Source organism: Methylobacter arcticus, assembly GCF_050917435.1.
In the GTDB taxonomy this organism is placed as follows: Bacteria; Pseudomonadota; Gammaproteobacteria; order Methylococcales; family Methylomonadaceae; genus Methylobacter_A; species Methylobacter_A titanis.
Map to the genome: position 1 here is coordinate 3,394,529 of NZ_CP159583.1, position 26,361 is coordinate 3,420,889.

Sequence of the window (26,361 nt, forward strand, 5' to 3'; positions counted from 1 at the left end):
AGGTTTTAGTTCCCTTGAGTTGTATATCCCGACTCTAGGCCGGAAGTAGATTGAAACAACATTTCTTTAGCGTGCGCCAGCGTGTTGGCGGTGATATTTACCCCGCCCAACATTCTGGCAATTTCTTCGACACGCTCTTCCGTTTTCAGTAGCCTGACAGTGGAAGAGGTGATGTCGGTTCGGTTGTTTTTTTCAACGTAGAGATGGTGATGCGCTTGTGCAGCGACTTGTGGTAGGTGAGTGACGCACATGACTTGCCGGTTATGGCTTAAGCTGCGCAGTTTTTGTCCGACGATTTCGGCAATGCCTCCGCCTATGCCTGAGTCTACTTCATCAAAAATCATCGTCGGGGTGGTTTTATCACTGGACGTGGTGACTTGAATCGCCAGGCTGATGCGCGATAATTCGCCGCCAGAAGCCACTTTAACCAGTGGTTTTGCTGGCAGGCCGGGATTGGCGCTGACCAGGAATTCGATTTTATCTTTGCCGTTCAATTTTGGGGTCTCGCTATCTTGCGCAGAAATGTCGACCAGAAACTCGCCTTGCGGCATGCCCAGTTCCTTGATCATCGCTGAAATCAGCTGTTGCAGTTTTTTGCCGCTGAGACTGCGTTGTGCTGATAATTGCGCGGCCAGATGATGATATTGAGCGAGCAACTGTGCGGCACTTGCCGTTAAGTTTTCGATGAGCTCGCTGCTGTGCGCCAGGCCGTCGAGTTCGCGCTCAAGTTTACCAACCAGCTCCGGCAGTTCATCCGGGGTAACATGATGCTTGCGGCTGAGGCTTTGGACAATACCGATCCGGTTTTCGACTTCTTCCAGACGTTGCGGATCGGCCTCTTGCGCCTCAAGAAAGCGGCGTAACTGCAGCGCTGCCTCTTCGACTTGAATCTGGGCTTCAGAAAGCATGGTGCAGATTTCGTTTAACTCGGGCGCAAATTGGGCAATATGACTTAATTCGGCTAGGCTGTGATTCAGCATTCGATTGACCGATTGCCGGTCATTCTCATAAAGACTATCAACCTGAGTCTGGCCGACACTTAAAATCTGCTCCAGATTGGCCAGTTTGCCGTGTTCTTCCAAAAGCTCGGCATAGCTAAAGTTTGTCAGATCCAGCTGCTGCAATTCTTCAAGCTGGTAGCGCAGCAATTCTTCGCGTTCAGCTTGATCGACACTGGATTTAATCAGGCTGGCCAGTTCTTTACTGGTTTGCTGCCATTGCCGATAACAAGCGTTAACGCTATCCAACAAGGGCTGATTTTTTGCGTAGGCATCCAGCAGACGGCGTTGCTCATCCGCATTAAGCAGGGTCAAATGCGCATGTTGGCCGTGAATTTCGACCAGTTTTTCGCTGAGTTCCTGCAAGGCCTGCAAGGTAACCGGGCGGTTGTTGATATAGGCTTTGGAGCGGCCATCATGATTAACAATGCGACGGATCAGGCATTGCTGCTCGGTATCCAGTTCATTGTCCTTTAGCCATTGCTGCGCTAAAGGCGCATCGGCCAAATCGAATTCCAGGTTAATCTCGGCGCGTTTGCAATCAGGCCGCACGTAGCCGGAATCAGCCCGGTCGCCCAAGGCCAAGCCCAAGGCCGTTAATAAAATAGACTTACCGGCTCCGGTTTCGCCGGTGAGCACCGACATGCCTTTTCTCAGGTCGAGGTCTAATGATTTAACGACGGCCAGGTCGGTAATATTAAGATTTAATAGCATGATTGTCGGTGTAGTAACCACTGCTCCAGTTTAATTTATTCCTGAGTATGTAGAAAAAATCATGGCCTTCAGGATGCAAAATTCGAATCGGTTTCGGCTCTTTTTTAATCAAAATCTTGTCGCTGATTAACACTTTAGGAATTTCAATATGATCGCAAGTAACCAAGGCGTTGATTTGCGTGGTCTGGCAAAAGCTAATTTCAATTTCTGCCGAATCATCTATCACTATAGGCCTATTTGACAAGGTATGGGGATTAAGCGGCACCAATACCAGGGCGTTTAACGAAGGATGTAAAATCGGCCCGCCCGCAGACAAGGAATAAGCGGTCGATCCGGTAGGCGTGGAAACAATCAGGCCGTCGGAACGTTGCGAATTTAAAAATACATTATCGATTTTGGTGATAATTTCTATCATGCTGGGCGTTACCCAGCGGTGGACGACCACTTCATTGACGGCGGTTTCTTCGTGGATGATCTGTCCGTCGCGGATGATCTTGGTGCGCAATAAATAGCGTTTTTCCTCTGTGTAATGGCCTTGAAGGATGTGGATCAGCTTGTCGGATAGCTCGTTGGGCGATATATCCACCAGAAAACCCAATCGCCCCAGGTTGATGCCGATTAACGGAATATCATCTGCGACGATAGCGCGGGCGGCAGCAAGAAAAGTGCCGTCGCCGCCAACAGCAATAACCAGGTCGCAATGCTGCCCCATCGTGTTTATGGCGCAGGATTTAACCGATGGATTATCAATAAAATGCGCGCTGTCTTTAGCAACAATGACTGTGTAGTGGTGTTGCTTTAAAAAAGCATACAGGGCAGTTAAAGTCTCGGCGATACTTGGATCGCTGGGTTTTCCTATGATGCCTATGGTCTTAAAAGGAGTCTGCATTGCAAGATAACAATCGTAAAAATGAATTTGATTATACAAAAAAACCAAGACTAGCCTACCAGTATTACAGATTCTTAAAATATTTTACGTGATACACCGCTTGTACTTTACCTTTTAGCTTGATATTTTTAAACAATAGACACAATCTATAGCTTGCCGAATTGACTATTAAAGCGGTAATAGAAGGATAAAATCGAGTGTTAAATTATTAATGCAGGGGATTAGCAATGAAACAATTACATAGAAAAGACCTATTTGGCTGGTCTGAGTTTAATCAGGAACGCAACCTTGATTTTCACAGTGTGCTGTGGGTGCGTGACAACGGAAATGTCTTGATCGATCCCTTACCGATGTCCGAACATGATCACAGTCACTTGCAAAGCCTGGGCGGGGTAAGTTTTATTGTCATCACCAATAGCGACCACTGCCGCGATGCCGAACATTTAGCCGAGGTTACCGGCGCGGCAATTTACGGCCCGGCAGCCGAGGAAGAAACCTTTCCGCTGGTTTGCACTCGTTGGCTTCACGATCACGAAGAAATCGTTCCCGGACTGATTGCCTATCAGCTTAACGGTTCTAAAACGCCGGGAGAATTGGCGCTGCTTTTGGAGCACAGTACGCTGATAACCGGCGATTTAATCCGCTGTCATGTCGGTGGTGAATTGTGCTTGTTGCCAGATGCAAAACTGACGAATAAAAACAAGGCAGTGCAATCAGTCAAACAACTCGCTGCTTTACCTGATATTAAAGCCGTTTTGACCGGCGACGGCTGGCCGCTGTTCGATCACGGCAGTGAAGCTTTGCATCGTTTGGTAAAATCATTAAACCATTAGTCAACACCCCGAAGCCCTTTCTTCTCCACTGTGCCGTTTGACGCGGCATTTCAAGTCATACAGCAGGTTTTAGTCATGTGGGTACAAAAAGAATTTTCATTATCCGAAAAAAACCGGGGATTTCACCTGATCACCGGTGAAATCCTGAATCTTGTGCCTGAATTGGCGGCCGTAGAGTGCGGATTACTCCATCTTTTTATCAAACATACCTCGGCATCGTTAACCGTTAATGAAAATGCCGATCCAACGGTGCGTATGGATATGGAAAGCCACTTTAATCGATTTGTGCCGGAAGGCGCGCCTTATTACAAGCATGCCTATGAAGGCGACGACGACATGCCCGCCCACATAAAAAACGCGCTATTGGGTTCCAGTTGCAGCATTCCCATTACCAATGGCAAACTTAATTTAGGCGTCTGGCAAGGCATTTACCTGTGCGAACATCGCAATCGGGGCGGTAGCCGACGTATCGTAGCGACTATTCAAGGTCAATCTCGAACCTAGATCGGTAGCGCTTTGAAAATCGGTAAGTGACTGGATAGTCATTCGACACGAATCGATCAAGCTTTCTTGCAATTTAAGAAATTTTCCTCAAATTATTCGGTGGCTCTGCATTTTGCCTTAGCGTTGATTTGGCGGCGTTAAAATATCAACAGAACCACGGTCTCTTTAACGCATTAACGTTTTTTAATCGGCATAAATTCTCGAAAAAAGTCCCATTTTTCGCATAAACACGGCATAATTAATTTTTCACATTGCAACCAAATGCAGATGAACCTTAATCTTACAGTACAGCAAATTTTTTCTTGGACTATACAGTTATCTGCTCAGCAGGATTACCAGGCATTAACGCATAAGTTTTTAGATATTCTTACTAAGATTCCTTGGATTGATAGCGCGACTGCGTATGAAATTTATAATCACGAAAGAAAAAACCCGGGAGAAACCGGAACTGTTCGCGAGCTATTAATCAGACGATTCCCTTTGGATTTCACCAGAAATGATGAACAAGATCATAATAATCTATTTGATGGACTTGATCATTCAGCTGATTTGAATCTCAGTGTTCCAGATGAATCCGGCCTATATACCTGGGCTATTTTTTCCATAAAAGGAGGCGGCGGCCCTCAGCGTGCAATTCATCTAAAAGGTGCATTTAGACAGGAGATGCTTGAGTTACTAGGCAATCTACGAGAAATCTATCGAAATCTGGTCATATTGCATGATACCAAAGAACGGGACGTGTTAACCAAACTGCCTAATCGACAATCTTTAGATGCCCGCTTATTACAGGTTTGCGGACATTATAGTGACTATCAAACTATTGATAAGCAAGCAGAGAAAAGTTCGTGGATTGCCATATTGGATATTGACCATTTCAAACGGGTTAATGACAATTTCGGTCATTTGTATGGCGACGAAGTGCTGCTGACATTTAGTCAGCTGATGGGGAAATGCTTCCGCTACAATGATTTTCTATTCCGCTTCGGTGGCGAAGAATTTGTTGTTATCCTGAATTTAGCCAGTCAAGCGACTGCTCTAGCTGCCTTTAACCGTTTCAGAGAAGAGATTGCCAATTACCATTTCCCGACTGTCGGCCAAGTCACTGTCAGTATCGGCTTAACGCATGTCAACGGTATATCTATGCCCAGCACACAACTGGATAACGCCGATAAAGCGCTTTATCACGCCAAAGACAGCGGCAGAAACAGGGTGGTTTTGTATGAAGACATGGATGTGCTTGTCGAGGATAACAACTCCGGTGAAATTGAGTTATTTTAAATAACTCGCACCTGCTAAACAACCTGGGTCATACCCACCGAACATACACACCACCATCATCCATGAGAACCTGCTAATGGCCGATATAAAATCCCCTTCCGTTTTAAATCCCGGCGTGTTAATTCCTGTCAATCCGGCCATTGAAAATTACATGAACGGTTTACTGCGACATACTGATCATCCGGTATTAACCGAGATGGAAGCACTGGCGCGAAAAAATAACTTTCCTATCATCGGCCGTTTGGTAGGCGTTTTTATTGAATCACAGGCCAAAATGATCAATGCTGAACGGGTATTCGAATTTGGCAGCGGTTATGGTTATTCAGCTTATTGGTTTGCCAAAGCAGTAGGCTCTAAAGGCCAAGTGATTTGCACCGACGCCGATTTTCTCAATCAGCAGAAAGCCGAGCACTATCTTAGTGCAGCCGGTTTGTGGGATCGAATCGATTTTCAGGCAGGGATGGCGCAAGATATTTTTTGCAAAACCGAAGGGGCATTTGACATCTGCTATAACGATGTCGACAAGGGCGATTATCCGGCGATATGGCGCATAGCTAAAGACAGGATTCGACCCGGCGGGCTATATATTGCCGATAATGTACTGTGGCGCGGCCGAGTCGCGGTTGAAAACCCTAGCGATATTTTCCCCGGCTGGACTGAGGCCATTATTGAACACAATGAATTAATTTTTAATGATCCCGAGTTTGACAGTTTTATCAACCCAACCCGTGATGGCGTTATCGTCGCGAGAAAGAAGACCGCTTGACAAAAAAAGGTACTCCTTCTTTATCACTAAGTAGCGAAAAACCCCGCCGTTTTCGGTAACCGCTCCTGCGTCGCCTAAAGCGCCTACTGTTGGTTCTCTACCTCCTGCATCCATGCAGTCGAGGGCGTGGATGTAAGCGGCTCAGTTTTCGTAGTCTCATAGTATTAAATCTTTCCATAGTGTTAAAATGAACCTCTTGCTACCAGAGGACGCTACCGGCTCGCTCCATGACCGCAACTTAAGTTTTAAAAAGACTTCAAATGCACTTTCAGCGATAACCAAGCAACAAGTGTGAGGTCTTGAATAACCGCTTAAAAAGTACAAAACAACCGTCGGGCTGATGGGGATAGTCTGTGAAGTGAACGGTGCAATAATGCCGTCAGCAGCAGAAACCAGTGAGCAGTAGCAATACCTACTCACTCTTAGGAAACTAGGAATCCCCTGATTTTAGCTGGGGAGGATGTCAAGAATAGCATTATGCTACCGTCTTAATCAATAATTCACGAGGATTTACTATGCCCTATACCCAAGATATTGTAGATGAACTGAACATTCTGGTTCGCTATGACCTGACGACTACTCTGGAAGGCATCAAGGTTCATAAAACGGCTACACCTGAAACAATTGCTGCTACCCATAGACTATTCGAAAAAGGCTTGGTATCGCAGGAAGATGGAGGCTATCTAACGAATCTCGGCCTTGAAACTGCAGTAAAGGCTCAAGCAGTTCTGGATATACTAAGGCCGCTTTAACGTCAGTTGAAACAAAAACAGTGTTACGGTTGCATCACCAACCTGTCTGGAACAGATTTGCATTTACCTGAAGGGCGTCAGGCAGGAAAGCCTGACGTGACACCGTAAGTCAATAAAAAAGGCTTAACGATCAAATCGCTAAGCCTTTTTTAGCTTTCAATAGCACTAAGGTCTCGATGAATCAAGCGGCTAGTTCAACTGCGGCTCTTACTTTTTTCATCGCATTTTGTTCTAACTGCCTGATTCTTTCCGCTGAAACATTGTAACGATCGGCAAGCTCATGCAACGTCGCTTTTTTGTCCGTCAACCAACGGCTCGACAGAATATCCAGACTGCGTTCGTCCAACTGGGACAATGCTCCCGACAATAAATCCTGCTCATGGCCTTCCCAATCTGAATTTTCTAGCAGAACCGCAGGATCAGTGCCATGCTGATGAAGATAGCTGGCTGGGGCCACATAGCTTTCTTCGGCTGATTCATCGACAGGCATGTCAAATGACATATCTCTGCTGCCTAGACGTTTTTCCATTTCGTAAACGATACTGACATCGACATCAAGATCTTTGGCGATCGCCACCGCTTCGTCATTGGATAACCAGCCTATATCCTGCTTGGATTTACGCAAGTTAAAAAACAGTTTACGCTGCGCTTTGGTGGTGGCAACTTTTACAATACCCCAGTTCTTGATCACATATTCATGAATCTCGGCCTTAATCCAGTGTACGGCAAATGAAACCAAACGCACACCAACATCAGGATCAAAGCGTTTAACCGCTTTCATCAAGCCGATATTGCCTTCTTGAATAATATCCGGCATAGACAAGCCATATCCACTGTAGCCTCGGGCAACGTGAATCACAAAGCGCAAATTGGTCATAACCAATTGGCGTGCGGCTTCCAAATCACCGTCATCTCTAAATTTTAAGGCTAATTCGCGTTCTTGTTCTACTGTCAATTTAGGCATTTGCCTGACGACATTTAAGTAGGCATCAAACGTTCCTACCGATAAATTAACAGGTAATGCTAATGCGTTACTCATTGAGATCTCCAGATAAAAAACTTTTTCGAATTCTAGCACTCTTAATCATTGAGTGCTAATAATTTCCTACTCGGGTTTTAATTGCCGAAGTTGAAAATGAAGCACTATCCATGAACCCACCACACCCAGCACCGATGAAATAAATAGCAATGCCAATGTTTCGGTAAAGCCCAAAAACACTATATGGAAGCCATCGTCATAAAGCCTGGAAAGCGTTTCGACAGGCTGTTTTAAAATCAGCATGATCGTTGTAACAATAAACCATGCAGTCACACCGGAAAAAAAGCCGATCCAAAAACCGCTATACAGAAATGGCCTATGAATGAAACCATTGGTCGCTCCCACTAACTTAGCGATCACGACCTCATCACGACGTTTATATAACTCCAGGCGTATAGTGTTAGCGGTAATAAACAGCACTCCAGTCCCCAGCAACAAGCTTAATAAGATAACGCCGCGCCGTGCCACTTCCATTATGGATTGCACGCGCTTTACCCATTGCATATCCATCTGGGCAAAATCAACTTCTGCGGCCCGCTCAAAATCATCAAGCAAAACCGCAAGCGCCTGTTCATTTTCCAATGAATTTTTGGGCAACACCTGAATGACTACCGGCAGCGGATTTTTTTCCAAGGCTTTTACTGCGTCACCAAATCCGCTGTATAACTGAAATTCGGCTAACGCCTGCTCCTTGGTAATTAATTTTACTGCCTGAATGTCGGGATTTTTCCTGATACTATCGGCAAATTTATTGGCTCGAACTTCTGAAATCTCATCTTTAATAAATAATGAGATTTGATTGCTGGCTTCCAAATTGCCTGCCAACTGCTGGAGGTTCGCCACCAGGATATAAAATCCACTGGCAAGTGAGATGGCGATCGCTAAGACAACGATGGTCATTGCTGAAGAGAACCGTGACGCGACTAAGCGCCCAAGACTTGAAAACAACGCATGCGCATGAAGGTTCCGGTAAGCATACAATTTATCGACAAAATTACCGCCGGAAATTTTAGTCTGCCAACGTTCCTGTTTAATTGGCTTTTTAGTAACGTGCCTCATAGTTTAACTTTCAACCAGTTGCCCGTGATCCAGTTTTAACACACGATAATTCATTTGGGCAATCAATAAAATATCATGCGAGGCAATCAGCACCGTACTCCCAACCTGTTGAAACTGCTCGAACAAATGCATGATTTCGGCGGACAGCTCCGGATCAAGATTCCCGGTCGGCTCATCGGCCAAAATCATCGGCGGCTTGTTAACCACTGCCCGGGCAATCCCGACCCGCTGCTGCTCTCCACCGGATAACACCGCAGGATATTTTTTCTCTTTGCCTAATAGGCCGACTTTGTCCAATGCTGCTCGCACCCGCCGGGAAACTTCGTGGTGTCCGTAACCCGCTATGATTAATGGCAAGGCCACATTATCAAAAACGGTTCTGTCCTGTAACAACTTGTAATCCTGAAAGATCAAACCCACTTTCCTGCGTATGAAAGGAATATGTCTATCCTTAGCTTGGTTGAGATTTTGATCATCCAATAAAACCTGCCCCCGACTGCTGCGCTCGATCAGCGCGATCAATTTCAATAATGTACTTTTTCCGGCCCCTGAATGCCCTGTCAGAAAAGCCATTTCACCGCGCTCCAGATGAAAACTGACATTACGCAAGACATCGCCTGCTCCGGGGTACCTCATACTGACATTATCGAACTGTAACATAGGTTTTTAGTCTTTAACAAACAATGCATTGACAAAAGCATCTGCATCAAAATCCTGCAGATCATCAATACCTTCGCCTATTCCTATAAAACGGATAGGGATATTGAACTGTTTGGCTAATGCGAAAATAATACCGCCTTTTGCGGTGCCATCAAGCTTGGTCAGAACCAAGCCGGTCAAGGCAACCGTTTCATTAAACAGCTTGGTTTGCGATAAGGCATTTTGCCCGGTACCTGCGTCCAATACCAGCAGCACTTCATGAGGCGCGGTTTCATCCAGCTTACCGATAATACGTTTAATCTTTTTCAATTCATCCATCAGATTGGATTTGGTATGCAAGCGTCCGGCGGTATCGGCAATCAACACATCAATGCCTTTTGCCTGTGCGGATTGTATGCCATCATAAATGACCGAGGCCGAATCAGCCCCGGTATGCTGGGCTACCACATGAATGCTATTACGCTCGCCCCAGGTTTGCAATTGCTCGACAGCCGCCGCTCTAAAGGTATCTCCGGCAGCTAACATGACGCTATGGCCTTGCGCCTGTAGACGCTTAGCCAATTTACCGATGGTTGTGGTTTTACCCGCGCCATTGACGCCGACGACCAGAATAACGAAAGGTTTCTCCTGTTTGGGAATATGCAGCTTTTGGCTGCACGGTTGCAGCATGCTTAGCAGCTCCTGCTTTAAGGCCGCTGATAAAGCCGCACCGTCATTGAGCTGGTGCCGTTCAACACGTTCAGTCAAGCGTTTGATGATCTCAGTGGTCGCATCCACGCCTATATCGGCCATTAACAAACTGGCTTCAATGTCTTCCAGCAAATCCTCATCAATTTCTTGTCGACCTAAAGGAATATGGGCCAATACCCCGCTAAGTCCGGAACGGGTTCGCGTTAACTGTGATTTCAGCCGTAAGTATAGTGATTCGGGTTCCGGCTCAAAATAAGCTTCTTCTGCGACCGGAACAACTTGCGGCTCAACTTCTACAACAGGCTTTAGCGCTTCAACATAAGCATATCGACTATAAAAACTGATAGCGATCAACGGCAACATCAACAATGCGGTAAACGCATTATGAGCCAACCCCGCCCATAAAGGCGCGCCGAGTTTAATGCCGACAATGCCTGAACCGACCTGTAACAACAGTAACACACTCAGCCATAAACCCGCTCTTTTGATCGGTGTTGAATGATGAGCAGATGTTGCGGTCAACATCACCAGAGTCAGCACAATAAAACTAACCAGCGCACCAACCCTATGCAACCAATTTGCGGCAACCTGCGCATCGAATGCGATGACGCCGGTATAGCCTGTGCTTAAGCCGCTAAATAAATTCAGCGCCGTTTGATAATCGGCTTTAGGCCACCAGGAACCATTGCACGCAGGGAAACCCGAACAGGCTAAAGCGGCATAATTAGTACTAACCCAACCGCCCAAAACAATCTCTACAAATAACACTCCCATTGCAAATCGGGTAAATGCGAGCAAACCCTTGCTACGCACAGTTAATAGTGAAATCTTTGGATTAACCCGCAAATACAGCCAGAACAATAGCCAGAAAGTCATCATGCCCAGCAATAAATGACCGGTGACAACAATTGGCATAGCGTACAATTTTACGGCCCACATGCCTAATGCCGCCTGTAATCCGACTAAAATTATCAGACCTGAAATAACCGCCCCGCGAGCTTGTGGTACGCGCCACGAAAGTATCGCCAGCAACAACACAGCCATGCCTAAGATAGCGGCCAAATAACGATGCCCCATTTCTTTCCAGGCTTTTGCTATATCAGGAGTCTGTCCCGGGAAAGTCTTAGCCGCTTGTGCTATAAAATCGGCATGATCGCTGACAACGGCTTGCCCATAACATCCCGGCCAATCTGGGCAGCCTAGCCCTGCCCCGGATAAGCGAACGTATGAACCGGCTACGATAACTATTAAAGCTAAAACAATGCTAAAGAGAGTTATTTTTCTAAACATTTTATTTTCCACTATCCAATTTGTGAAATTCGCAAAAGATGCATAAGATCACTTTTTACGTTGTAAGGATCAAAACCCGGCTCATACTGCATCATCAAATTACCCAATGGATCCATTAACAGCAGCATCCCATCAGGAATATTACCTTGCCTGATTGCAGTAATTTTCTGGGTAACGGCATCATTAGCCTTGACTCGTAATAAGGTCGGGTCATTTTCCCACCATTTGCTCGCAACTTCCGGCGCAACCTCTTTTAGGACGATGACCATTCGACGCGTACGGGTCAATTCCTTATTTAACATCAGCCGTAACTGTTTGGTTTTATGAATGGATTCAAGACAGATCTCATTACAATCACCATTGGGGATGACATTGACCAGCAACCAGTGCCCGTTAAGCTCTGCCATATTGTCGATTGAAAACTGATCAAAACCGGTTAAATCGCTGCGTTCGGTTGTTTGTGGCGGCGTGATTAACTGCCCATGATTGGTTTGCCCATTTAATAGTTGCGGATGTTCTTTTAATCCCCACGCGATCAAGAATGGAATGACCGTCATCCCAAATAGAACTATTATTAATAGATGATTTTTAGTCTTCTGATTTTGCATCGTTGTTTTTAAAACCGTACCAAATAAATAATATCGTTAGTGTTAATGCCAATGCAAACCACTGAATTGCATAGGCCGTATGTTGTTCGGGCAACATAATGGTTGTTGTATGCCATTCCCGTTTAAACCCATCGGGTAATTCTTTAGCAAGCTCAACCTGGAATTGAAATAATGAATAGCCTAATTTTTTAGCCAACACCTGGCTATCGACCACCTGCACTACCGATGGCCAACTTGAGGTTGGAATTTCCGCTCCGGCTAATTTTATACCCACACTGGGGAAGTCATTAATCCGTCCAGTAATCGTTGCTTGCACCTGGTTAATCTGCAAGTCAGGAAGAATAGATCGATCCGAATTTAAAGGAATCCAGCCTCTGTTTACCAAAACAGCCTTGGTTTCACCGGTCAATATCAATGGTGTCAATACAAAATAGCCCGCCTTGCCGCCACTGATTTGATTATCTATCAAAAATTGGTGCGCCATATCGTATCGCCCTGTAACCTCGACCTGCTTGTATCTCAGTATCTCTGTACTGTTTTCCATAACCTCAGACAAATGCAGTGTTTCAGTTGCAACCGCTTGTTCTTGCAAATTAAGCAACGCCTGCTTCTGTTCTGAACGGTCTAATTGCCACAGTCCCAACGCGAGCAACACCGGCAATAGGCACAAATAAACTAACGTTGGAATAATTTTAAACTTCATTGAGTATGTCCGAGGAATCATGCATTTTTCTTTACCTATTGGCACAAGCACCTAAATAACCGAGAATACAAAAACTTTAACCACCCACTTAACTGCACTCATGATTATAAAAAGTATCGTTATTATCGCCTTTATCCTGATAATTATCAGCTTAGGCTCAGCGCTATTTCATCTGGTTAAACACAGAACTCCGGAACAATCCGAAAAAACAGTTAAAGCCCTGACTTTTCGCATTACCCTTTCAATTGTCTTATTCATTTTTATTTTTATAGCCTTGGCAACCGGCATCATCACACCTCACGGACTGGGCGCTCGAATGCAGCAAACACCGAATACTGCTATTAAGTAAAAATCACCAACCATTCCGACAAAAAAAAAGCGCTGTCTGTAAGACAGCGCTTTTATGGGTATGGCTGTTTAACTTAAATTACATAAACAAATACAAACAAGCCTAACCATACCACGTCAACAAAATGCCAATACCAAGCTGCGGCTTCAAAAGCAAAATGATTTTCCGGTTGGAAATGACCTTTCCAACTACGAAATAAAACAACGCCCAGAATAATAGCACCGACACAAACATGGAAACCGTGAAAGCCGGTCAACATGAAAAAAGTAGAGCCATAAATACCCGACCCTAAAGTTAATCCCATTTCGGTATAAGCTTCATGATACTCGATTGCCTGAAAAGTGACGAACAACAGTCCCAAGCCTACAGTAGCAATCAAACCTTTAATTAACTGATCACGGTTTTTTGCCAGCAAGCCATGATGCGCCCAGGTACAAGATACGCCGCTGGTTAGCAGAATTAAGGTATTCAGAAAAGGCAAACCCCAAGCCCCCATAGATTCAAATTCGCCCCCGACTTTACCGGGGCCATTAGTAGGCCAGGCGGCTTCAAAAGCAGGCCACAATAGTTCCTTAGTCACAGCTCGAGTACCTTCGCCGCCCAACCATGGCACCGATAAATTACGCGTATACCAAAGTGTGCCGAAGAAAACAGCAAAAAACATAATTTCCGAAAAGATAAACCACATCATGCCCATACGATAGGAAATACCTACCTGTGTGCTGTACATGCCTGATTCACTTTCCCCTGACTGCAATGTAAACCACCCGGTTAGCATGACAATAAATACAAGCAGTCCTAGCACCATCATGGTTGGACCGATTGAGGAACCATTTAAATAATTTGCAAATCCAGCCAGCATAATCACCAATCCGACTGTACCAATGATTGGCCACGTAGCTTTATGCGGAATGTAATAAGTGTCACTTGTAGACATAATTTTCCCCTATTATTTTTTTACTGATTTTTCAGTATTATCAAAAAATGTGTATGACAGTGTAATAGTTTTGTATTGCTCAGGTAGCGCTGGATTAATCACAAATCGCATCGGCATAATTTTCGCTTCTTTTGCTTTGAACGTTTGTTCTGAAAAACAAAAACACTCAATTTTTTCAAAATAGCTACTGATTACTGCAGGCGAAAAACTGGGAATCGCTCTGGCGACCATGGCATTATCAGTTTTATTTTCAGCATAAAAATTAACGGTATAATATTCGCCCGGATGAACTTTTAGCTGTTTTTTTTCTGCACGAAATTTCATAGGCGTAGATTCATTTAATGTAGTCATGAATTCTACTGTAACTTCCCTGTTCCTATCGATTTGGTAAGCAACCTCTGGAACTTTTTTAATATCATCGGGCCTGTCCCGCTCTATCCATTTCCATTCACACAAAACATCGTAAAGTGGAACCAGCGCATAACCAAAACCAAACATGGCCACAGCAACTAACAGTAAAGTTTTTGCTAACTTAATATTTTTATTAGCAACATCTTCACTCATTGAGAAAGCGCTCTTATCACCGCAAAAACATAAATAATGACTGCAATCGTCACCAAAATCAATGCCGTCAAAATATTTTTCTTTTTAGTAGTCATCATTTCACCTGATACGTAATCTAAGCAGGTTGCTTTTACAAGCAACCTGAATTGCAACACCCTAGATATGTTCAGTAGATATAGAGGTTGGTGGTGTAGTAAATGAATGATACGGTGGTGGCGACGATAAAGTCCACTCCAAGCTATGCTTAGATGCATCTTCCCAGACTTCAGCTGTTACTTTCTCACCAGTTCCGCCTCTGATAGTATCAACGACGATATACAAGAATAACAGTTGACTGGCACCGAATATAAAACCACCAATACTGGAAATCATATTCCAATCAGCAAATTGAATAGCATAATCGGGTATTCTGCGTGGCATGCCTGCTAAGCCTAAGAAATGCTGAGGGAAGAACAAGATATTCACCGAAATTGCAGACAACCAAAAATGCAGTTGACCAATTCTTTCGTTGTACATGTGACCGGTCCATTTAGGCAGCCAAAAATAACCGGCCGCCATCAATATAAAGATCGAAGCGGGAACCAGTGTGTAATGGAAATGCGCGACAATAAAATAAGTATCGTGGTACTGGAAATCAACAGGCGCAATAGCCATCATCAAGCCGGTGAATCCACCCATCGTAAACAAAACGACGAAGGCAATACTAAACAGCATAGGTGTTTCGAAAGTCATCGAACCTTTCCACATGGTCGCAGTCCAGTTAAAGACTTTAACTCCGGTTGGAATTGCAATTAACATGGTTGCATACATAAAGTACAACTCACCTGCTATCGGCATGCCCACGGTAAACATATGGTGAGCCCAAACGATAAATGATAAAAATGCAATTGCAGCTGTCGCATAAACCATTGAGCTATAGCCAAACAAAGGCTTACGCGCAAAGACAGGAATAATGGTAGACGCTACGCCGAAAGTCGGCAGAATCATCACATAAACTTCGGGATGACCAAAGAACCAAAATATATGTTGATAAAGAACCGGATCACCACCACCCGCCGCATCAAAAAAGCTGGTTTGGAAAAATTTGTCTGTTAACAGCATGGTCACTGCGCCGGCAAAAACCGGCATGATAGCGATTAATAAGAACGCAGTAATCAACCAGGTCCAAACAAACATCGGCATTTTCATTAAGGTCATGGCAGGGGCGCGCATGTTGAAAATAGTTGCAATGATATTAATGGCACCCATGATTGACGAAATACCCAGTAAATGCACCGAGAAAATCGCGAAAGGCAATGCTTTACCGGTTTGTAATACTAATGGCGGATACAAAGTCCAGCCACTAGCAGGCGCGCCACCTTCCATCAATAAGGTGCTGGCCAGCAATAAAACACCGGCGACCAGCAACCAGAAACTCATATTATTCATACGCGGCAACGCCATATCCGGAGCGCCGATCATCATTGGAATCATCCAGTTGGCTAAGCCGACGAATGCCGGCATCACTGCGCCAAATACCATAACCAAGGCATGCATGGTAGTCATCGAATTAAAAAACGCAGGGTCCACAAACTGCAAGCCCGGTTCAAATAATTCAGCACGAATAACCATAGCCATGGCACCGCCAACAAAAAACATCGCCAATGCAAACAGCAAATATAATGTGCCGATATCTTTATGATTAGTGGTAATAATCCATCTTAACAGCCCCTTAGCAGGGCCGTGATCGTGGTGATCATGTTCAGCTACGACAGCAGACATACTTTATACCTCGGAATAGTTAAAAAAGAGTGGGGCGATAAGAGAATCAGAGGCTTAATCATCATCATCGGGTAACGCAGTTTGTTTAGGCTGTAATGTGTCGCCTACTTTATTACCTAAATTGTTACGCACATAAGTCATCAGCTCTGCAAACTCTTTAGCATTCAATTTAGCAAATGATGGCATTTTAGCGGTGCCTGCGCGTAAGAAGCCATCTAAAGACTCCCATTTTCCTGTAGCTATAGCGCTACCCGTTAAAGCGGGAACTAAACCCGGAATACCTGCACCATTAATTTGGTGACAAGCGACACAGTTTTTTAAATAGACCGACTCACCATGGGCCATGAGATCCCCAGAACTTTGGTCACTCAAATCTGGTTTTTGTTTTTGTTGCGCCAAAGTCTTTTCTACCCACGCATCATACTCGGGTTGCTCCATCGCAATGACAACGATAGGCATAAACCCGTGGTCCCTGCCGCACAACTCGGTACACTGACCGCGATAAGTCCCCGCTTTATCAACAGAAGTCCATGCTTCGTTAATAAAACCAGGATTTGCATCTTTTTTCCAGCCTAAATCAGGAACCCACCAGGAATGGATTACGTCCGCTGAAGTCAATACGAAACGAATTTTTTTATTGACCGGGATAACTAAGGGCTTATCAACATTTAGCAGGTAATGGGGAACGGAATGCGGATTAGCACCTGCTGTGCGATGAACTTTTTCACTCGCTTCATCCAAATGGCTTTCAAATTGAATATCATTACCCAGATATTTATAATCCCAATACCATTGCTTGCCAGTAATTTGAATGGTCATGTCCGATTCTTGAACATCATCCAGCTCTATCATAGCTTTTGTAGCTGGAATAGCCATGCCAATCAAAATCAAGGTCGGGATAATCGTCCACATAATTTCAACTGTGGTATTTTCATGAAACTGCGCCGCTTTGTGGCCTCTTGATTTACGATGATGATAAATTGAATAGAACATAATTCCAAACACGCCGATACCTATGAATACGCAAATCCATAAAATCAACATATGCAGGTCATAAATGTCATTACTGACCTTTGTAACCCCTTTCATCAAATTGAGCGTGTATTCCGCCTGCGCTGTCCCTAGGCCAAAAGCCATTAAGGTCAGACCTGCGGACAGTTGCTTTGTTTTCTTCACGGAGCAGCCCCCTCGTTAGTAGTTATAAACTCTTGTATGCGTTATATCGTTTCGTAATTTCAGGACATGCCAAGGTCGACCCGATTCCATTTACGTAATAATTATCACAAATAATCTTTTTGATTTTAACCCATGAAGGCACTCTATACCAGCTGTCCTTTCCTTGATATTATTTAGCCCAATAAAAAGGCTTGTGAATCAAGACAACTCACAAGCCTTTTGTTTTTTACATTAAAACCGGATCAACTGTTTAACGCATCCGCATAAGCCCTATCAAAGCTAGGAATGTGATTATCCAACCAGCCCTTAACCAATTGACCGATACCTTCGTCAACTTCTGCCTCACCTGCATGAAATTTTGCTTGCAGACCGGCGCAAATACCTACCAAAGCATCATGTTCTGCTTTATGGCATTCATAACCCGCATAACCTTTTACCTGCATTTCTTTTTCTTCATGAGCAAAATGATCGACGACATAAGAAATCAAATCATCTAATTGCGCACCTATTGCAGAGCGCTGCGATCCACTTGTTGTCAGATCATACAGTTTATTAAGCTTATCGAACAAGATCTTATGCTCATCGTCTGCAAAGCCGACATTTGTGCCGAATTGACCAGCTGTCCAAGTAATTAACGCCATAATATTTCTCCTGATATTCTTTATTATTATTGATTATTTACCGCACAAATATTATGGGTTATATTTAGATCAAAATCCATGCTTAATTTATGGTATAAGTCAACTTGCTTTCCCGCTACCTAAAAAAATTGTTAATCTTTCATGGCGGGAACAACGGCCATATCGGAACAACATTTATCGTTAGTGCAACTTTGTCAAAAAAGCCGGGTCAATTCGACAGCCGCCAATTTCGGGCCGATCCAACAGATCCTGTTCGAAATCCCGGTAAGTGGATAACTGAAATGCAATGCGCGCAATCTTTCCGCCGGAAAATTCAAATTCCATCGCACCGCCTTTAATACGCACACTACCTTCTTTAGTGGTAAATAATAAAATACCCGCAGATTTGCCCAAACTATCAGGAACCGGCCGCGCACAACTCAGTTCGTTTAATGACAATCCTGAAAAGACTTGCGCCAATTGACGAGCACTAACAATAACACCCTCTCCAGGAATAGGCGCAACAGCAGATGCAACCGGATCGACTGATACTTCCTCAGGGGCAGGGACTGCTGACACTACCGGAGGATTCAGCAACAATCCCAAGCCGAAATCACCTAAATGATTTTGCAGCAACACACTACCGTCGCCATTTTTTGCGGTACTGAGCAAAGGAAATAACTGCTGCTCCATTTCCGTTTTGTTTGAATTTTTCAACACCGCAACCAACTGCCGTTCTATCGACTTAAGCGGCGTAAACAATTGCTCTTTTTTATGACTCGCCTCCCCCATCTGATCCCAGTCAGACGGCGTATTGACCGGCAAACCCATCGCTTTCATAACCGCATAATCGTCAGTTGCCAGACAGTTAGCAAAGTTTTTACTGCGATAAGCTTCTATGACCTTGGGCCGCATGTCTTCACCCTGCGTCTTTTGTCGACTGATGTTGTAGTTATTCCAATCGCCATTTTTAGCCAGAAAATAGTAAATTACCGCATTGCGATCAAACTTATTGAAGCCTAAATCCTTCATCACCAACTTCAATTTTCGGCAATTACCCTCCACTTCCTGGTAATTATTCCAGTTAGGTTTTAAATTCGGCTTTGCCGGATGCTTCGATTGCTCAATCAACTGTTGAAGATTGATGTCCCCGGCCGCAGATTTTATCGGCGAATAGCCTATTTCTTCAAAGGATAAATCACGTGCATCGGGAATGCCGTCAGCGGTCGTCTTTAATAATAAAGAAGGCAGAATTTCCGGATAAATCTTTAGCTCACCCAATTGCTTAGTATCCGAACCCAGCAGATTAAACCCGCCTTCCGCCACATCATAAACCTTAAATATTGTCTGATTCAGCGTTCCGATTTTACCCAAAAAAGCCGTGGCTGCCGGTAGTGAATGCGACTCCGAACTATGTTTGACCGACTGATGAGGCACCGGTGTTGCTGCCGCCGTAGCCGCTTGCTGATTGCTCTTTACCCATTGCCCGGCAACCTGCCCCATAATCGCAACCCCCATGCCGACACCGGTTAGCGCCAGCAAATTGCTGGCCGCATTCACATTGCCGACTAGACCCGACACATCGACATCGCTGTTCGCATTGGTGTAAAAATTATAATCGACCATCGTTTCCTTACCCGAATCCAACCGTATCCACGGGGTCAGGTAAAGCTTTTTAGCATCGAAAGTAAAGTTGCACTTGCCTGTCGTTGCCTGATACAAAAAACCGGTAGCTTCACGGCTAAATTTAAGCGCCTCATTACGCACACTGTAAATAAGCGCCGCCGATAAATCGCCCTTTTCGTAAGACGGTGCCATATTGGTACAGCCGTTTTTTAAAACATTTTCGCCTTTAAAATCGAACTCCGAAATTAATCGCACATAATAGTCATCGCCATCAATGACCTGGAAGCCCTGTAAAGGCTGAAACTGGCTGACCTGAGTCGACGGATGATCAAGCACAATTTGCCGGGTCGAGGCACATCCGGACAACAACGTACCGACAACTAAAATAAATTTTACTGATGTGATCTTTATAGATAAGTTATGGCGAATCGTCATGCATTAACCTTGTGCCGTCAGTTAAACGGATAATCAAGCTGAGAAAAAAATGAAAATAATAGGGCTTTCAGAGAGGCTTTGTCATGTTTTATTTTTACCAATCTGCCGGTAAAGGCATTAGCAATGGGTGAATTATAGCTTCAGCTGTCCCGAGAGAAAATCGAAATCCGCGACTTCCGTATAAGGCAACACACCCAGCAAGGGTGGGGCTACAGCGGCTTTTATGCTGAGTATATTCTCGTCCCTGTTTAACAATTCCGGGTCTGTACAGACTGCAAGCCAACCGACACAGTTTACGCCCGACTGCGCGATCGCCTGATAAGTCAATCGCGCATGATTAATGCAACCCAGTCTGATGGCGACAACCAAAATGACCGGCAGAGACAGTGCTATTGCCAAGTCGCTATTCGTTTCCCGTTCATTTAAAGGACTGTACCAACCTCCGGCGCCTTCAACAACAACAATGTCAGCTAGATTTTTTAACAGCTCAAATTTAGCAACCAGCTGATTCAGTTTGACTGGGTTGTTTATGCCCGCAATATGCGGCGAAACTGGCGGCTCATAGGCATAGGGATTAATTAAGTCGTAATCAATCTGCAATGACGCATTTTCTTGTATCAGCAACGCATCTTCATTTTTCAGCTGCCCATCCTGCATTAAGCAACCTGAAGCGACAGGCTTCATGCCTGCAACTGATTTCCCCTGATTTTTCAAGTAACGCATCAGCGCAATCGTTGCCCAGGTCTTGCCGACATTAGTATCGGTGCCGGTTATAAAGTAACCTTTTTCCATTAGCCTGCCGTAACCATCATGACTTCAAAGGTTGCAGGGATCAAATCGTTGGCCCGATGCCGCTCATATTCCCCAATCATGCGCTGCATCACAGTTTTAGTCGTGATGCTTTTGTTGCGCCCGGCAATCACATTATGTGCGCCGATATGCTTTAGTTCCTTCATCAACGCCAAAACTGAATCATAGCTCGATACATAAAGCTGGGTTTCAACCGCTATCTCGGTATAACCCGCTAGCTGAAGAAAGCGGGTCAGCTGTTGCTCGCTATAAAAGTCGTTAACGTGGCTGTAGTCATCAACTTTTGCCCATGCGGTTTTTAACTCTTGTAGCGTTTGCGGGCCGAATGTCGAGAAAACCAGTCTGCTGTCCGGTTTCATTACCCGCTTAATATCGGTAAAAACGGCCTCAAGGTTGATACACCATTGCAAAGCGAGATTGGAGAAAACGCCATCGACGACATCTCCGGCTAGCGGCAACTGTTCGGCATCGGCGCATAAATAGCTGACATTAGGTGTATCTGCCAGCTTCGTTCGCGTTAGCTGCAACATCGGTAAGGCAATATCCAGGGCGACAATGGGCTGAGCAAGCCCCAACAGTTCGGAGGTTAAAAAACCGGTGCCGCAACCCAGGTCCAGCAAGGTTCCTGCCAGCTTTTCAGTGTCAATAGTACTCAGCAGCGCCCTACCGACAGTGCGCTGCAATGCGGCAACGCCATCATAAGTCACCGCGGCCGCCGCAAATGATTGTTTGATTTTGGCTTTATCTAAAGGCATTGCTCATCCATAAATCGGGAAATAATCGCCAACGTTTCCCTGCTATGTGACAAAAACGGCACATGCCCTGCACTGTCGATAATATTTAATTCCAGACTCGGCAATAACTGCTGCATTTTTTGAGCTACGGCGACAGGAACCAGGGTATCCAGGCTGCCTAATATGATCGACACAGGCGTTTTTAATTCGGATAAAGCCGGCCTCATGTCTGCCTGTTTCAGTATCGCCAAACCGCCTTGCAAGGTATGCCCATCAGGCGGATCGCATTCGTATATGGCTGCTCTAAGTACCTTCAATAGAGCCTTTTGGTCGGGCAAGCCGTTTACCTGCAAGGATAAAAAGCGCAGTAAAGTCGCCTGACAGCTTTCATTCAACTGATCGGCAAAATCATCGAGCAACCGGATATCCATGCCGGGCCAGTCATGTGTTCCCAGGCCGGAACCGGTAAAACAGGGATTGCCCGCCAGCAAAACCAGCGAAGAAACGCGCTCAGGATAACGACTGGCTATATCAAGCACCACCGTAGCGCCAAAAGACCAACCCAGCCAACAGCTCTGCTCGGGGATCACATTAACCAACTCGGCGCTAATCCGTTCCAGCGCAAACGGATCGATTTTTTCGCTATGCCCGTGTCCCGGCAAATCGATACAGGTGACCTGATAGTTGAGCGCCAATTGCCGGGCAAACTCACGCCAAATGCCGGTATGCATCGCCCAACCATGCACCAGCACTATGGGCTTGCCTTTGCCGAAGGTTTCCAGGTGAATTGTTGTCACTTGCGGCCTACGATAATTTTAGCTAGCGCGTCCAGCAACTGATCGACATGCTGCTGCTCGTGCAACGCTGAAAAAGTCACCCGCAATCTTGCGCTACCTTGAGGCACGGTCGGCGGACGTATCGCGCTGACTAAAAAACCGGCATTCAACAAAGCACTGCTGATGTCTACGGCTTTTTGACTGTCGCCGATCAGGATGGGCTGTATGGCCGACGCTGATGCCATTACCTGCAATCCGAGCTGCTCTGCGCCTAATCTGAATCTTTCCGACAGCGTCCTCAGCTTGTCCCGGCGCCAGTTTTCTTCGATGACAATTTTTAAACTTGCCCGAGTCGCCTCGGCAACCGCTGCCGGTAACGCGGTGGTATACATATAGGTACGGGCTTTCTGGATCAGGGTTTCAATCAACACCTCGGAACCCGCGACAAACGCGCCAAAAGTGCCAAAACCTTTACCCAAGGTCCCCATCAGCACCGGCACATCATCCTGGCCAAGACCGTAATGCTCCAAAATCCCGCCGCCATGTTCGCCGATTACCCCCAGTCCGTGCGCATCGTCAACCATCAGCCAGGCATCATGATTTTTTGCGGCAGCAGCCAATTCATCCAGCGGTGAAAAATCGCCATCCATGCTGAATACGCCATCGGTAACGATCAGCTTGTTGCCTGCGGCTTTGCTCAGATTTGCTTCGAGATCAGCCGGATCGGCATGAGCATAACGCTTAAATCGGGCGCCGGACAACAGGCCGCCATCCAGTAAGGACGCATGATTTAAGCGGTCTTCAAATACCGCATCGCCGCGCCCCAATAAAGCCGAAATTACGCCGATATTTGCCATGTATCCGGTAGAAAACAATAATGCCCGGTCGCGTCCAGTGAAAGCGGCGAGCTCTTCTTCCAGAGCATGATGAGCCGTGCTATGTCCGCAAATCAAATGCGCAGAACCACTGCCGACCCCGTATTGATCCACCCCGGATTTAAACGCATTGACTACATCGGGATGATTAGCCAGCCCCAGGTAATCATTGCTGCTAAAATTGATCAGTTTTCTGCCGTCGATTTCCAGGTTAATGCCTTGAGGGGATGCGATGATCCGTCGGGAGCGATACAGACCTTGCCGGGCTATATCGTCGAGGCTGGGTGCTAACTGTGAGAATGCGTGTGTCATTAGTATTATTCACCACGAAGACACGAAATATATATTTCATTCTTCGTGTCCTTCGTGTCTTCGTGGTTAAAGATGTTTTGTAAAGGCAACCGGCCGGTTGCTGCTACGAATGGTTTCATTCATCAAGCGTAACTTGAGCCGCCTGAATACACACCTAGCCGCTCAAACAAAGCCAAATCATGGTTAGTCATCGGATTATCGGTGGTCAACAACTTATCGCCATAAAAAATCGAATTGGCACCGGCCAGAAAACACAGCGCCTGCATTTCATCGCTCATATTGTTGCGCCCTGCGGACAACCGCACCCGTGATTTTGGCATCATGATTCTGGCAACCGCAATGGTTCTGATAAAGATAATGGGATCTAAAGCTTCAGTTCCCATTAACGGCGTGCCTTCGACCTGCACCAGCATATTGACCGGCACGCTTTCAGGATGCTTGGGCAAATTTGCCAACTCGATTAAAAGCTTGGCGCGATCGACAGCGCTCTCGCCCATACCGATAATGCCGCCGCAACATACATTAATCCCGGCATCCCTGACCCGCGCCAGCGTATCCAGACGATCCCGATAAGTCCGCGTGGTGATGACTTCGGAATAATAGTCTTCGGATGTATCCAGATTGTGGTTGTAATAATCCAGACCGCCCTCTTTTAAGCGAGCCGCTTGGGCATCGGTCAACATGCCCAAGGTTACGCAGGTTTCCAGACCTAAGGCCTTAACACCCTGAACCATTTCCACCACCCGCTCCACATCCCTGTCTTTAGGCTGACGCCAGGCCGCGCCCATACAAAAACGCGACGCGCCTTGATCTTTAGCCAGTTGCGCCGCCTGCAAAACCGCATCCACCGGCATTAATGCCTCAGGCGTCAAACCGGAATCATAGCGGGCGCTTTGCGGGCAATAGCCGCAGTCTTCCGGGCAGGAGCCGGTTTTAATACTCAGCAGACTGCTAATCTGAACTTCATTGGGATCGAAATTCTCTCGGTGTACGGTTTGCGCCTTAAAAATCAGGTCATTAAAAGGCAACGCATAAAGCGCTTGCACTTCATCCAACTGCCAGTCATGGCGAATTGCAGGGTTTGCAGACATTCTGTTAAGCTCCAGTATAAGATGGACTGAGATGTGAAGCCCATCATCGCGAACGACGATAAACTTGTCAACCTGTTCATATAAAAATGGTATACAACTGGATCAATATTATACAGGATTACCTGCTTCCGCCTACTTGCATCTTGTGCGGAAACCCAGGACACGATTCCCGCGACATTTGCCATTCGTGCTATACGCAACTGCCTCGAAATAATCACTGCTGTTATCAATGCGCAGAAATACTGGAAATATCCACAGCAGACCCGGCACAATCATGCTGGACAATCCCTGCCCAGCACCCTTCGGGCGCTTCGCGCACAAAACCGCTCCCGGCGGTTTTGTGCGGTCGCTGCCTGAGCCGCCAGCCCGCCTTTGATGAGACTGTCGCGCCGTTCATCCATCAAGGTGCCATCCGGCATTTAATCAGCACCTTAAAATTCGGCGCCAATTACAAGAATGCGCGCTTACTCGGTATGTTATTAGCCGACCACCTGACAAATCTGTCTGGAACAGATTTGCATCTACCCGAAGGGTGTCAGGCAGGAAAGACCGATATGCAACAAACCGCCGACCGGCCCGACTTGATTTTACCGGTTCCGCTGCATAAAGCCCGCTATCGCCAGCGAGGCTTCAACCAGGCCATAGAAATTGCCAGAATCGTAGGCCGGGAATTACAGATTCCATTAGATCTTACCAGCTGCAAGCGCAATCGCGACACGCCCCATCAAACCCAATTACCCGCTAAAAAACGCCGAAAAAACCTGAAAAATGCATTTTCAATCGTCAAGCCCATCCATGCCCAGTACATCGCAATACTTGACGACGTAATGACCACCGGCTCCACCGCCCATGAACTGGCTTATGCATTGAAAAAAGCAGGCGCTAGCCGAGTAGATGTCTGGGTGTGTGCCAGGGCTTGATTCGCATCAATCTGCGGCTATTTGTTAACAGCCAAACTTAAGCCATCAAGAATAAACAGGCACAACAACCGAAATTTTCACCGCCCATCCTCTTTTAAATAACCATAAAAAAGGCCGCATTCTTACGAATGCAGCCTTTTTTGTTTCCACATGCGTAACCGGAGTTACTGCATGGAAGTAATCGATTAACGTTTCGAGTACTGTGGACGTTTTCTGGCTTTGTGCAAACCCACTTTTTTACGTTCAACAATACGTGAATCGCGGGTAACAAAACCGGCTTTTCTAAGCGCTGGACGCAAGGTTTCATCATATACCATCAACGCACGAGTCAAACCGTGACGAATAGCACCAGCCTGTCCAGATGGACCGCCGCCTTTAACGATGACATTAATATCGAACTTGCCTTCCATATCAACACAACCCAATGGTTGACGAGAAACCATTTGGTCAGTTTTACGACCGAAATATTCTTCGAGAGTTTTTTTGTTAATAGTGATTTTTCCGGTACCTGACGTTGCGTAAACACGTGCTATTGCACATTTACGACGACCTGTTCCGTAATACTGAGCTGCTGCTGCCATGATCTACCCGC

The 26,361-nt window shown here is 45.8% G+C and carries 27 protein-coding genes; 7 read left to right on the forward strand and 20 right to left on the reverse strand.

Annotated elements, in window-relative coordinates:
• Nucleotides 1-5: 5 nt before the first annotated feature.
• Both recN and ABXJ76_RS16150 read right to left on the reverse strand, forming a co-directional pair.
• Nucleotides 6-1,712 carry a DNA repair protein RecN gene (gene recN / locus ABXJ76_RS16145; RefSeq protein ID WP_432741960.1) on the reverse strand — a complete coding sequence of 569 codons (1,707 nt, stop codon included), beginning with the start codon at nt 1,710-1,712 and terminating at the stop codon, nt 6-8.
• The gene (locus ABXJ76_RS16150; RefSeq protein WP_432741962.1) at nt 1,696-2,601 is read right to left on the reverse strand and encodes an NAD(+) kinase; all 906 of its coding nucleotides are present in this window, start codon (nt 2,599-2,601) and stop codon (nt 1,696-1,698) included. Before ABXJ76_RS16150 ends, recN begins: the two co-directional genes overlap by 17 nt.
• Nucleotides 2,602-2,828: 227 nt before the next feature.
• Between ABXJ76_RS16150 and ABXJ76_RS16155 the strand changes: the two genes are divergently transcribed.
• The 5 genes from ABXJ76_RS16155 to ABXJ76_RS16175 all read left to right on the forward strand — a co-directional run bounded on the left by ABXJ76_RS16155 (nt 2,829) and on the right by ABXJ76_RS16175 (nt 6,734).
• Nucleotides 2,829-3,434 carry an MBL fold metallo-hydrolase gene (locus ABXJ76_RS16155; protein WP_432741964.1) on the forward strand — a complete coding sequence of 202 codons (606 nt, stop codon included), beginning with the start codon at nt 2,829-2,831 and terminating at the stop codon, nt 3,432-3,434.
• 75 nt (nt 3,435-3,509) lie between these two features.
• Nucleotides 3,510-3,938, forward strand: a complete 429-nt coding sequence (locus ABXJ76_RS16160; protein WP_432741966.1) for a secondary thiamine-phosphate synthase enzyme YjbQ — start codon at nt 3,510-3,512, stop codon at nt 3,936-3,938.
• Nucleotides 3,939-4,205: 267 nt separating this feature from the next.
• A complete protein-coding gene (locus ABXJ76_RS16165) occupies nt 4,206-5,216 on the forward strand; it encodes a GGDEF domain-containing protein (RefSeq protein WP_432741968.1) in 1,011 nt (336 codons plus the stop codon).
• Nucleotides 5,217-5,292: 76 nt separating this feature from the next.
• Nucleotides 5,293-5,982, forward strand: a complete 690-nt coding sequence (locus ABXJ76_RS16170) for an O-methyltransferase (protein WP_432741970.1) — start codon at nt 5,293-5,295, stop codon at nt 5,980-5,982.
• A gap of 515 nt (nt 5,983-6,497) precedes the next feature.
• Entirely contained in the window at nt 6,498-6,734 is a 237-nt protein-coding gene (locus tag ABXJ76_RS16175) for a TIGR02647 family protein (protein ID WP_432741972.1), read from the forward strand.
• Nucleotides 6,735-6,915: 181 nt separating this feature from the next.
• On the opposite strand, the gene rpoH is transcribed toward ABXJ76_RS16175, so the two are convergent.
• The 6 genes from rpoH to ABXJ76_RS16205 all read right to left on the reverse strand — a co-directional run bounded on the left by rpoH (nt 6,916) and on the right by ABXJ76_RS16205 (nt 12,783).
• The gene (rpoH, locus tag ABXJ76_RS16180) at nt 6,916-7,773 is read right to left on the reverse strand and encodes an RNA polymerase sigma factor RpoH (RefSeq protein ID WP_432741974.1); all 858 of its coding nucleotides are present in this window, start codon (nt 7,771-7,773) and stop codon (nt 6,916-6,918) included.
• A 66-nt stretch (nt 7,774-7,839) separates the two neighbouring features.
• Nucleotides 7,840-8,832, reverse strand: coding sequence for a permease-like cell division protein FtsX (gene ftsX, locus ABXJ76_RS16185; RefSeq protein ID WP_432741976.1), 993 nt, complete (start codon nt 8,830-8,832; stop codon nt 7,840-7,842).
• Between the two features lie 3 nt (nt 8,833-8,835).
• Nucleotides 8,836-9,492: a cell division ATP-binding protein FtsE gene (gene ftsE, locus ABXJ76_RS16190; RefSeq protein ID WP_432741978.1), complete on the reverse strand. Its 657-nt coding sequence runs from the start codon at nt 9,490-9,492 to the stop codon at nt 8,836-8,838.
• Nucleotides 9,493-9,498: 6 nt separating this feature from the next.
• Complete coding sequence (gene ftsY, locus ABXJ76_RS16195; protein WP_432741980.1) at nt 9,499-11,472, reverse strand: signal recognition particle-docking protein FtsY; 1,974 nt, start codon at nt 11,470-11,472, stop codon at nt 9,499-9,501.
• Between the two features lie 11 nt (nt 11,473-11,483).
• Nucleotides 11,484-12,080, reverse strand: a complete 597-nt coding sequence (locus ABXJ76_RS16200) for a hypothetical protein (RefSeq protein WP_432741982.1) — start codon at nt 12,078-12,080, stop codon at nt 11,484-11,486.
• Nucleotides 12,061-12,783 (reverse strand): SURF1 family protein, encoded by a 723-nt coding sequence (locus ABXJ76_RS16205; protein WP_432741984.1) that lies wholly within the window; start codon nt 12,781-12,783, stop codon nt 12,061-12,063. Before ABXJ76_RS16205 ends, ABXJ76_RS16200 begins: the two co-directional genes overlap by 20 nt.
• A 100-nt stretch (nt 12,784-12,883) precedes the next feature.
• Between ABXJ76_RS16205 and ABXJ76_RS16210 the strand changes: the two genes are divergently transcribed.
• Nucleotides 12,884-13,132 carry a twin transmembrane helix small protein gene (locus ABXJ76_RS16210; RefSeq protein WP_432741986.1) on the forward strand — a complete coding sequence of 83 codons (249 nt, stop codon included), beginning with the start codon at nt 12,884-12,886 and terminating at the stop codon, nt 13,130-13,132.
• 73 nt (nt 13,133-13,205) lie between these two features.
• Here the strand turns inward: ABXJ76_RS16210 and ABXJ76_RS16215 are convergent, their stop codons facing one another.
• From ABXJ76_RS16215 to bioB, 11 genes are all read right to left on the reverse strand, one after another.
• On the reverse strand, nt 13,206-14,069 hold the full coding sequence (locus tag ABXJ76_RS16215) for a cytochrome c oxidase subunit 3 (RefSeq protein WP_432741988.1): 864 nt from the start codon (nt 14,067-14,069) through the stop codon (nt 13,206-13,208).
• A gap of 12 nt (nt 14,070-14,081) precedes the next feature.
• On the reverse strand, nt 14,082-14,633 hold the full coding sequence (locus tag ABXJ76_RS16220) for a cytochrome c oxidase assembly protein (protein WP_432741990.1): 552 nt from the start codon (nt 14,631-14,633) through the stop codon (nt 14,082-14,084).
• A 156-nt stretch (nt 14,634-14,789) separates the two neighbouring features.
• Complete coding sequence (gene ctaD, locus ABXJ76_RS16225; protein ID WP_432741992.1) at nt 14,790-16,394, reverse strand: cytochrome c oxidase subunit I; 1,605 nt, start codon at nt 16,392-16,394, stop codon at nt 14,790-14,792.
• Between the two features lie 54 nt (nt 16,395-16,448).
• Nucleotides 16,449-17,570, reverse strand: a complete 1,122-nt coding sequence (coxB, locus tag ABXJ76_RS16230; protein ID WP_432741994.1) for a cytochrome c oxidase subunit II — start codon at nt 17,568-17,570, stop codon at nt 16,449-16,451.
• A 242-nt stretch (nt 17,571-17,812) separates the two neighbouring features.
• On the reverse strand, nt 17,813-18,211 hold the full coding sequence (locus tag ABXJ76_RS16235) for a bacteriohemerythrin (RefSeq protein ID WP_432741996.1): 399 nt from the start codon (nt 18,209-18,211) through the stop codon (nt 17,813-17,815).
• A gap of 180 nt (nt 18,212-18,391) precedes the next feature.
• Nucleotides 18,392-20,251, reverse strand: a complete 1,860-nt coding sequence (locus tag ABXJ76_RS16240) for a hypothetical protein (RefSeq protein WP_432741998.1) — start codon at nt 20,249-20,251, stop codon at nt 18,392-18,394.
• A 132-nt stretch (nt 20,252-20,383) separates the two neighbouring features.
• Entirely contained in the window at nt 20,384-21,043 is a 660-nt protein-coding gene (gene bioD / locus ABXJ76_RS16245; protein ID WP_432742000.1) for a dethiobiotin synthase, read from the reverse strand.
• Nucleotides 21,043-21,816, reverse strand: a complete 774-nt coding sequence (bioC, locus tag ABXJ76_RS16250; protein ID WP_432742002.1) for a malonyl-ACP O-methyltransferase BioC — start codon at nt 21,814-21,816, stop codon at nt 21,043-21,045. Before bioC ends, bioD begins: the two co-directional genes overlap by 1 nt.
• Complete coding sequence (bioH, locus tag ABXJ76_RS16255) at nt 21,807-22,592, reverse strand: pimeloyl-ACP methyl ester esterase BioH (RefSeq protein WP_432742004.1); 786 nt, start codon at nt 22,590-22,592, stop codon at nt 21,807-21,809. Before bioH ends, bioC begins: the two co-directional genes overlap by 10 nt.
• Nucleotides 22,589-23,758 carry an 8-amino-7-oxononanoate synthase gene (gene bioF / locus ABXJ76_RS16260; protein WP_432742006.1) on the reverse strand — a complete coding sequence of 390 codons (1,170 nt, stop codon included), beginning with the start codon at nt 23,756-23,758 and terminating at the stop codon, nt 22,589-22,591. The genes bioH and bioF overlap by 4 nt, the downstream gene beginning before the upstream one ends.
• A 122-nt stretch (nt 23,759-23,880) precedes the next feature.
• Nucleotides 23,881-24,849, reverse strand: coding sequence for a biotin synthase BioB (gene bioB, locus ABXJ76_RS16265; RefSeq protein ID WP_432742008.1), 969 nt, complete (start codon nt 24,847-24,849; stop codon nt 23,881-23,883).
• Between the two features lie 80 nt (nt 24,850-24,929).
• Here bioB and ABXJ76_RS16270 point away from each other — a divergent pair, with 80 nt between their 5' ends.
• Nucleotides 24,930-25,769, forward strand: coding sequence for a ComF family protein (locus tag ABXJ76_RS16270; protein WP_432746550.1), 840 nt, complete (start codon nt 24,930-24,932; stop codon nt 25,767-25,769).
• A gap of 185 nt (nt 25,770-25,954) precedes the next feature.
• Here the strand turns inward: ABXJ76_RS16270 and rpsI are convergent, their stop codons facing one another.
• A complete protein-coding gene (rpsI, locus tag ABXJ76_RS16275) occupies nt 25,955-26,350 on the reverse strand; it encodes a 30S ribosomal protein S9 (protein ID WP_340122581.1) in 396 nt (131 codons plus the stop codon).
• Between the last annotated feature and the right edge of the window lie 11 nt (nt 26,351-26,361).

Bases quoted from the DNA above. Each gene is read 5' to 3' on its own strand.
- recN (WP_432741960.1), bottom strand. From the start codon at position 1,712: ATGCTATTAAATCTTAATATTACCGACCTGGCCGTCGTTAAATCATTA.
- ABXJ76_RS16150 (WP_432741962.1), bottom strand. From the start codon at position 2,601: ATGCAGACTCCTTTTAAGACCATAGGCATCATAGGAAAACCCAGCGAT.
- ABXJ76_RS16155 (WP_432741964.1), top strand. From the start codon at position 2,829: ATGAAACAATTACATAGAAAAGACCTATTTGGCTGGTCTGAGTTTAAT.
- ABXJ76_RS16160 (WP_432741966.1), top strand. From the start codon at position 3,510: ATGTGGGTACAAAAAGAATTTTCATTATCCGAAAAAAACCGGGGATTT.
- ABXJ76_RS16165 (WP_432741968.1), top strand. From the start codon at position 4,206: ATGAACCTTAATCTTACAGTACAGCAAATTTTTTCTTGGACTATACAG.
- ABXJ76_RS16170 (WP_432741970.1), top strand. From the start codon at position 5,293: ATGGCCGATATAAAATCCCCTTCCGTTTTAAATCCCGGCGTGTTAATT.
- ABXJ76_RS16175 (WP_432741972.1), top strand. From the start codon at position 6,498: ATGCCCTATACCCAAGATATTGTAGATGAACTGAACATTCTGGTTCGC.
- rpoH (WP_432741974.1), bottom strand. From the start codon at position 7,773: ATGAGTAACGCATTAGCATTACCTGTTAATTTATCGGTAGGAACGTTT.
- ftsX (WP_432741976.1), bottom strand. From the start codon at position 8,832: ATGAGGCACGTTACTAAAAAGCCAATTAAACAGGAACGTTGGCAGACT.
- ftsE (WP_432741978.1), bottom strand. From the start codon at position 9,492: ATGTTACAGTTCGATAATGTCAGTATGAGGTACCCCGGAGCAGGCGAT.
- ftsY (WP_432741980.1), bottom strand. From the start codon at position 11,472: ATGTTTAGAAAAATAACTCTCTTTAGCATTGTTTTAGCTTTAATAGTT.
- ABXJ76_RS16200 (WP_432741982.1), bottom strand. From the start codon at position 12,080: ATGCAAAATCAGAAGACTAAAAATCATCTATTAATAATAGTTCTATTT.
- ABXJ76_RS16205 (WP_432741984.1), bottom strand. From the start codon at position 12,783: ATGAAGTTTAAAATTATTCCAACGTTAGTTTATTTGTGCCTATTGCCG.
- ABXJ76_RS16210 (WP_432741986.1), top strand. From the start codon at position 12,884: ATGATTATAAAAAGTATCGTTATTATCGCCTTTATCCTGATAATTATC.
- ABXJ76_RS16215 (WP_432741988.1), bottom strand. From the start codon at position 14,069: ATGTCTACAAGTGACACTTATTACATTCCGCATAAAGCTACGTGGCCA.
- ABXJ76_RS16220 (WP_432741990.1), bottom strand. From the start codon at position 14,633: ATGAGTGAAGATGTTGCTAATAAAAATATTAAGTTAGCAAAAACTTTA.
- ctaD (WP_432741992.1), bottom strand. From the start codon at position 16,394: ATGTCTGCTGTCGTAGCTGAACATGATCACCACGATCACGGCCCTGCT.
- ABXJ76_RS16235 (WP_432741996.1), bottom strand. From the start codon at position 18,211: ATGGCGTTAATTACTTGGACAGCTGGTCAATTCGGCACAAATGTCGGC.
- ABXJ76_RS16240 (WP_432741998.1), bottom strand. From the start codon at position 20,251: ATGACGATTCGCCATAACTTATCTATAAAGATCACATCAGTAAAATTT.
- bioD (WP_432742000.1), bottom strand. From the start codon at position 21,043: ATGGAAAAAGGTTACTTTATAACCGGCACCGATACTAATGTCGGCAAG.
- bioC (WP_432742002.1), bottom strand. From the start codon at position 21,816: ATGCCTTTAGATAAAGCCAAAATCAAACAATCATTTGCGGCGGCCGCG.
- bioF (WP_432742006.1), bottom strand. From the start codon at position 23,758: ATGACACACGCATTCTCACAGTTAGCACCCAGCCTCGACGATATAGCC.
- bioB (WP_432742008.1), bottom strand. From the start codon at position 24,849: ATGTCTGCAAACCCTGCAATTCGCCATGACTGGCAGTTGGATGAAGTG.
- rpsI (WP_340122581.1), bottom strand. From the start codon at position 26,350: ATGGCAGCAGCAGCTCAGTATTACGGAACAGGTCGTCGTAAATGTGCA.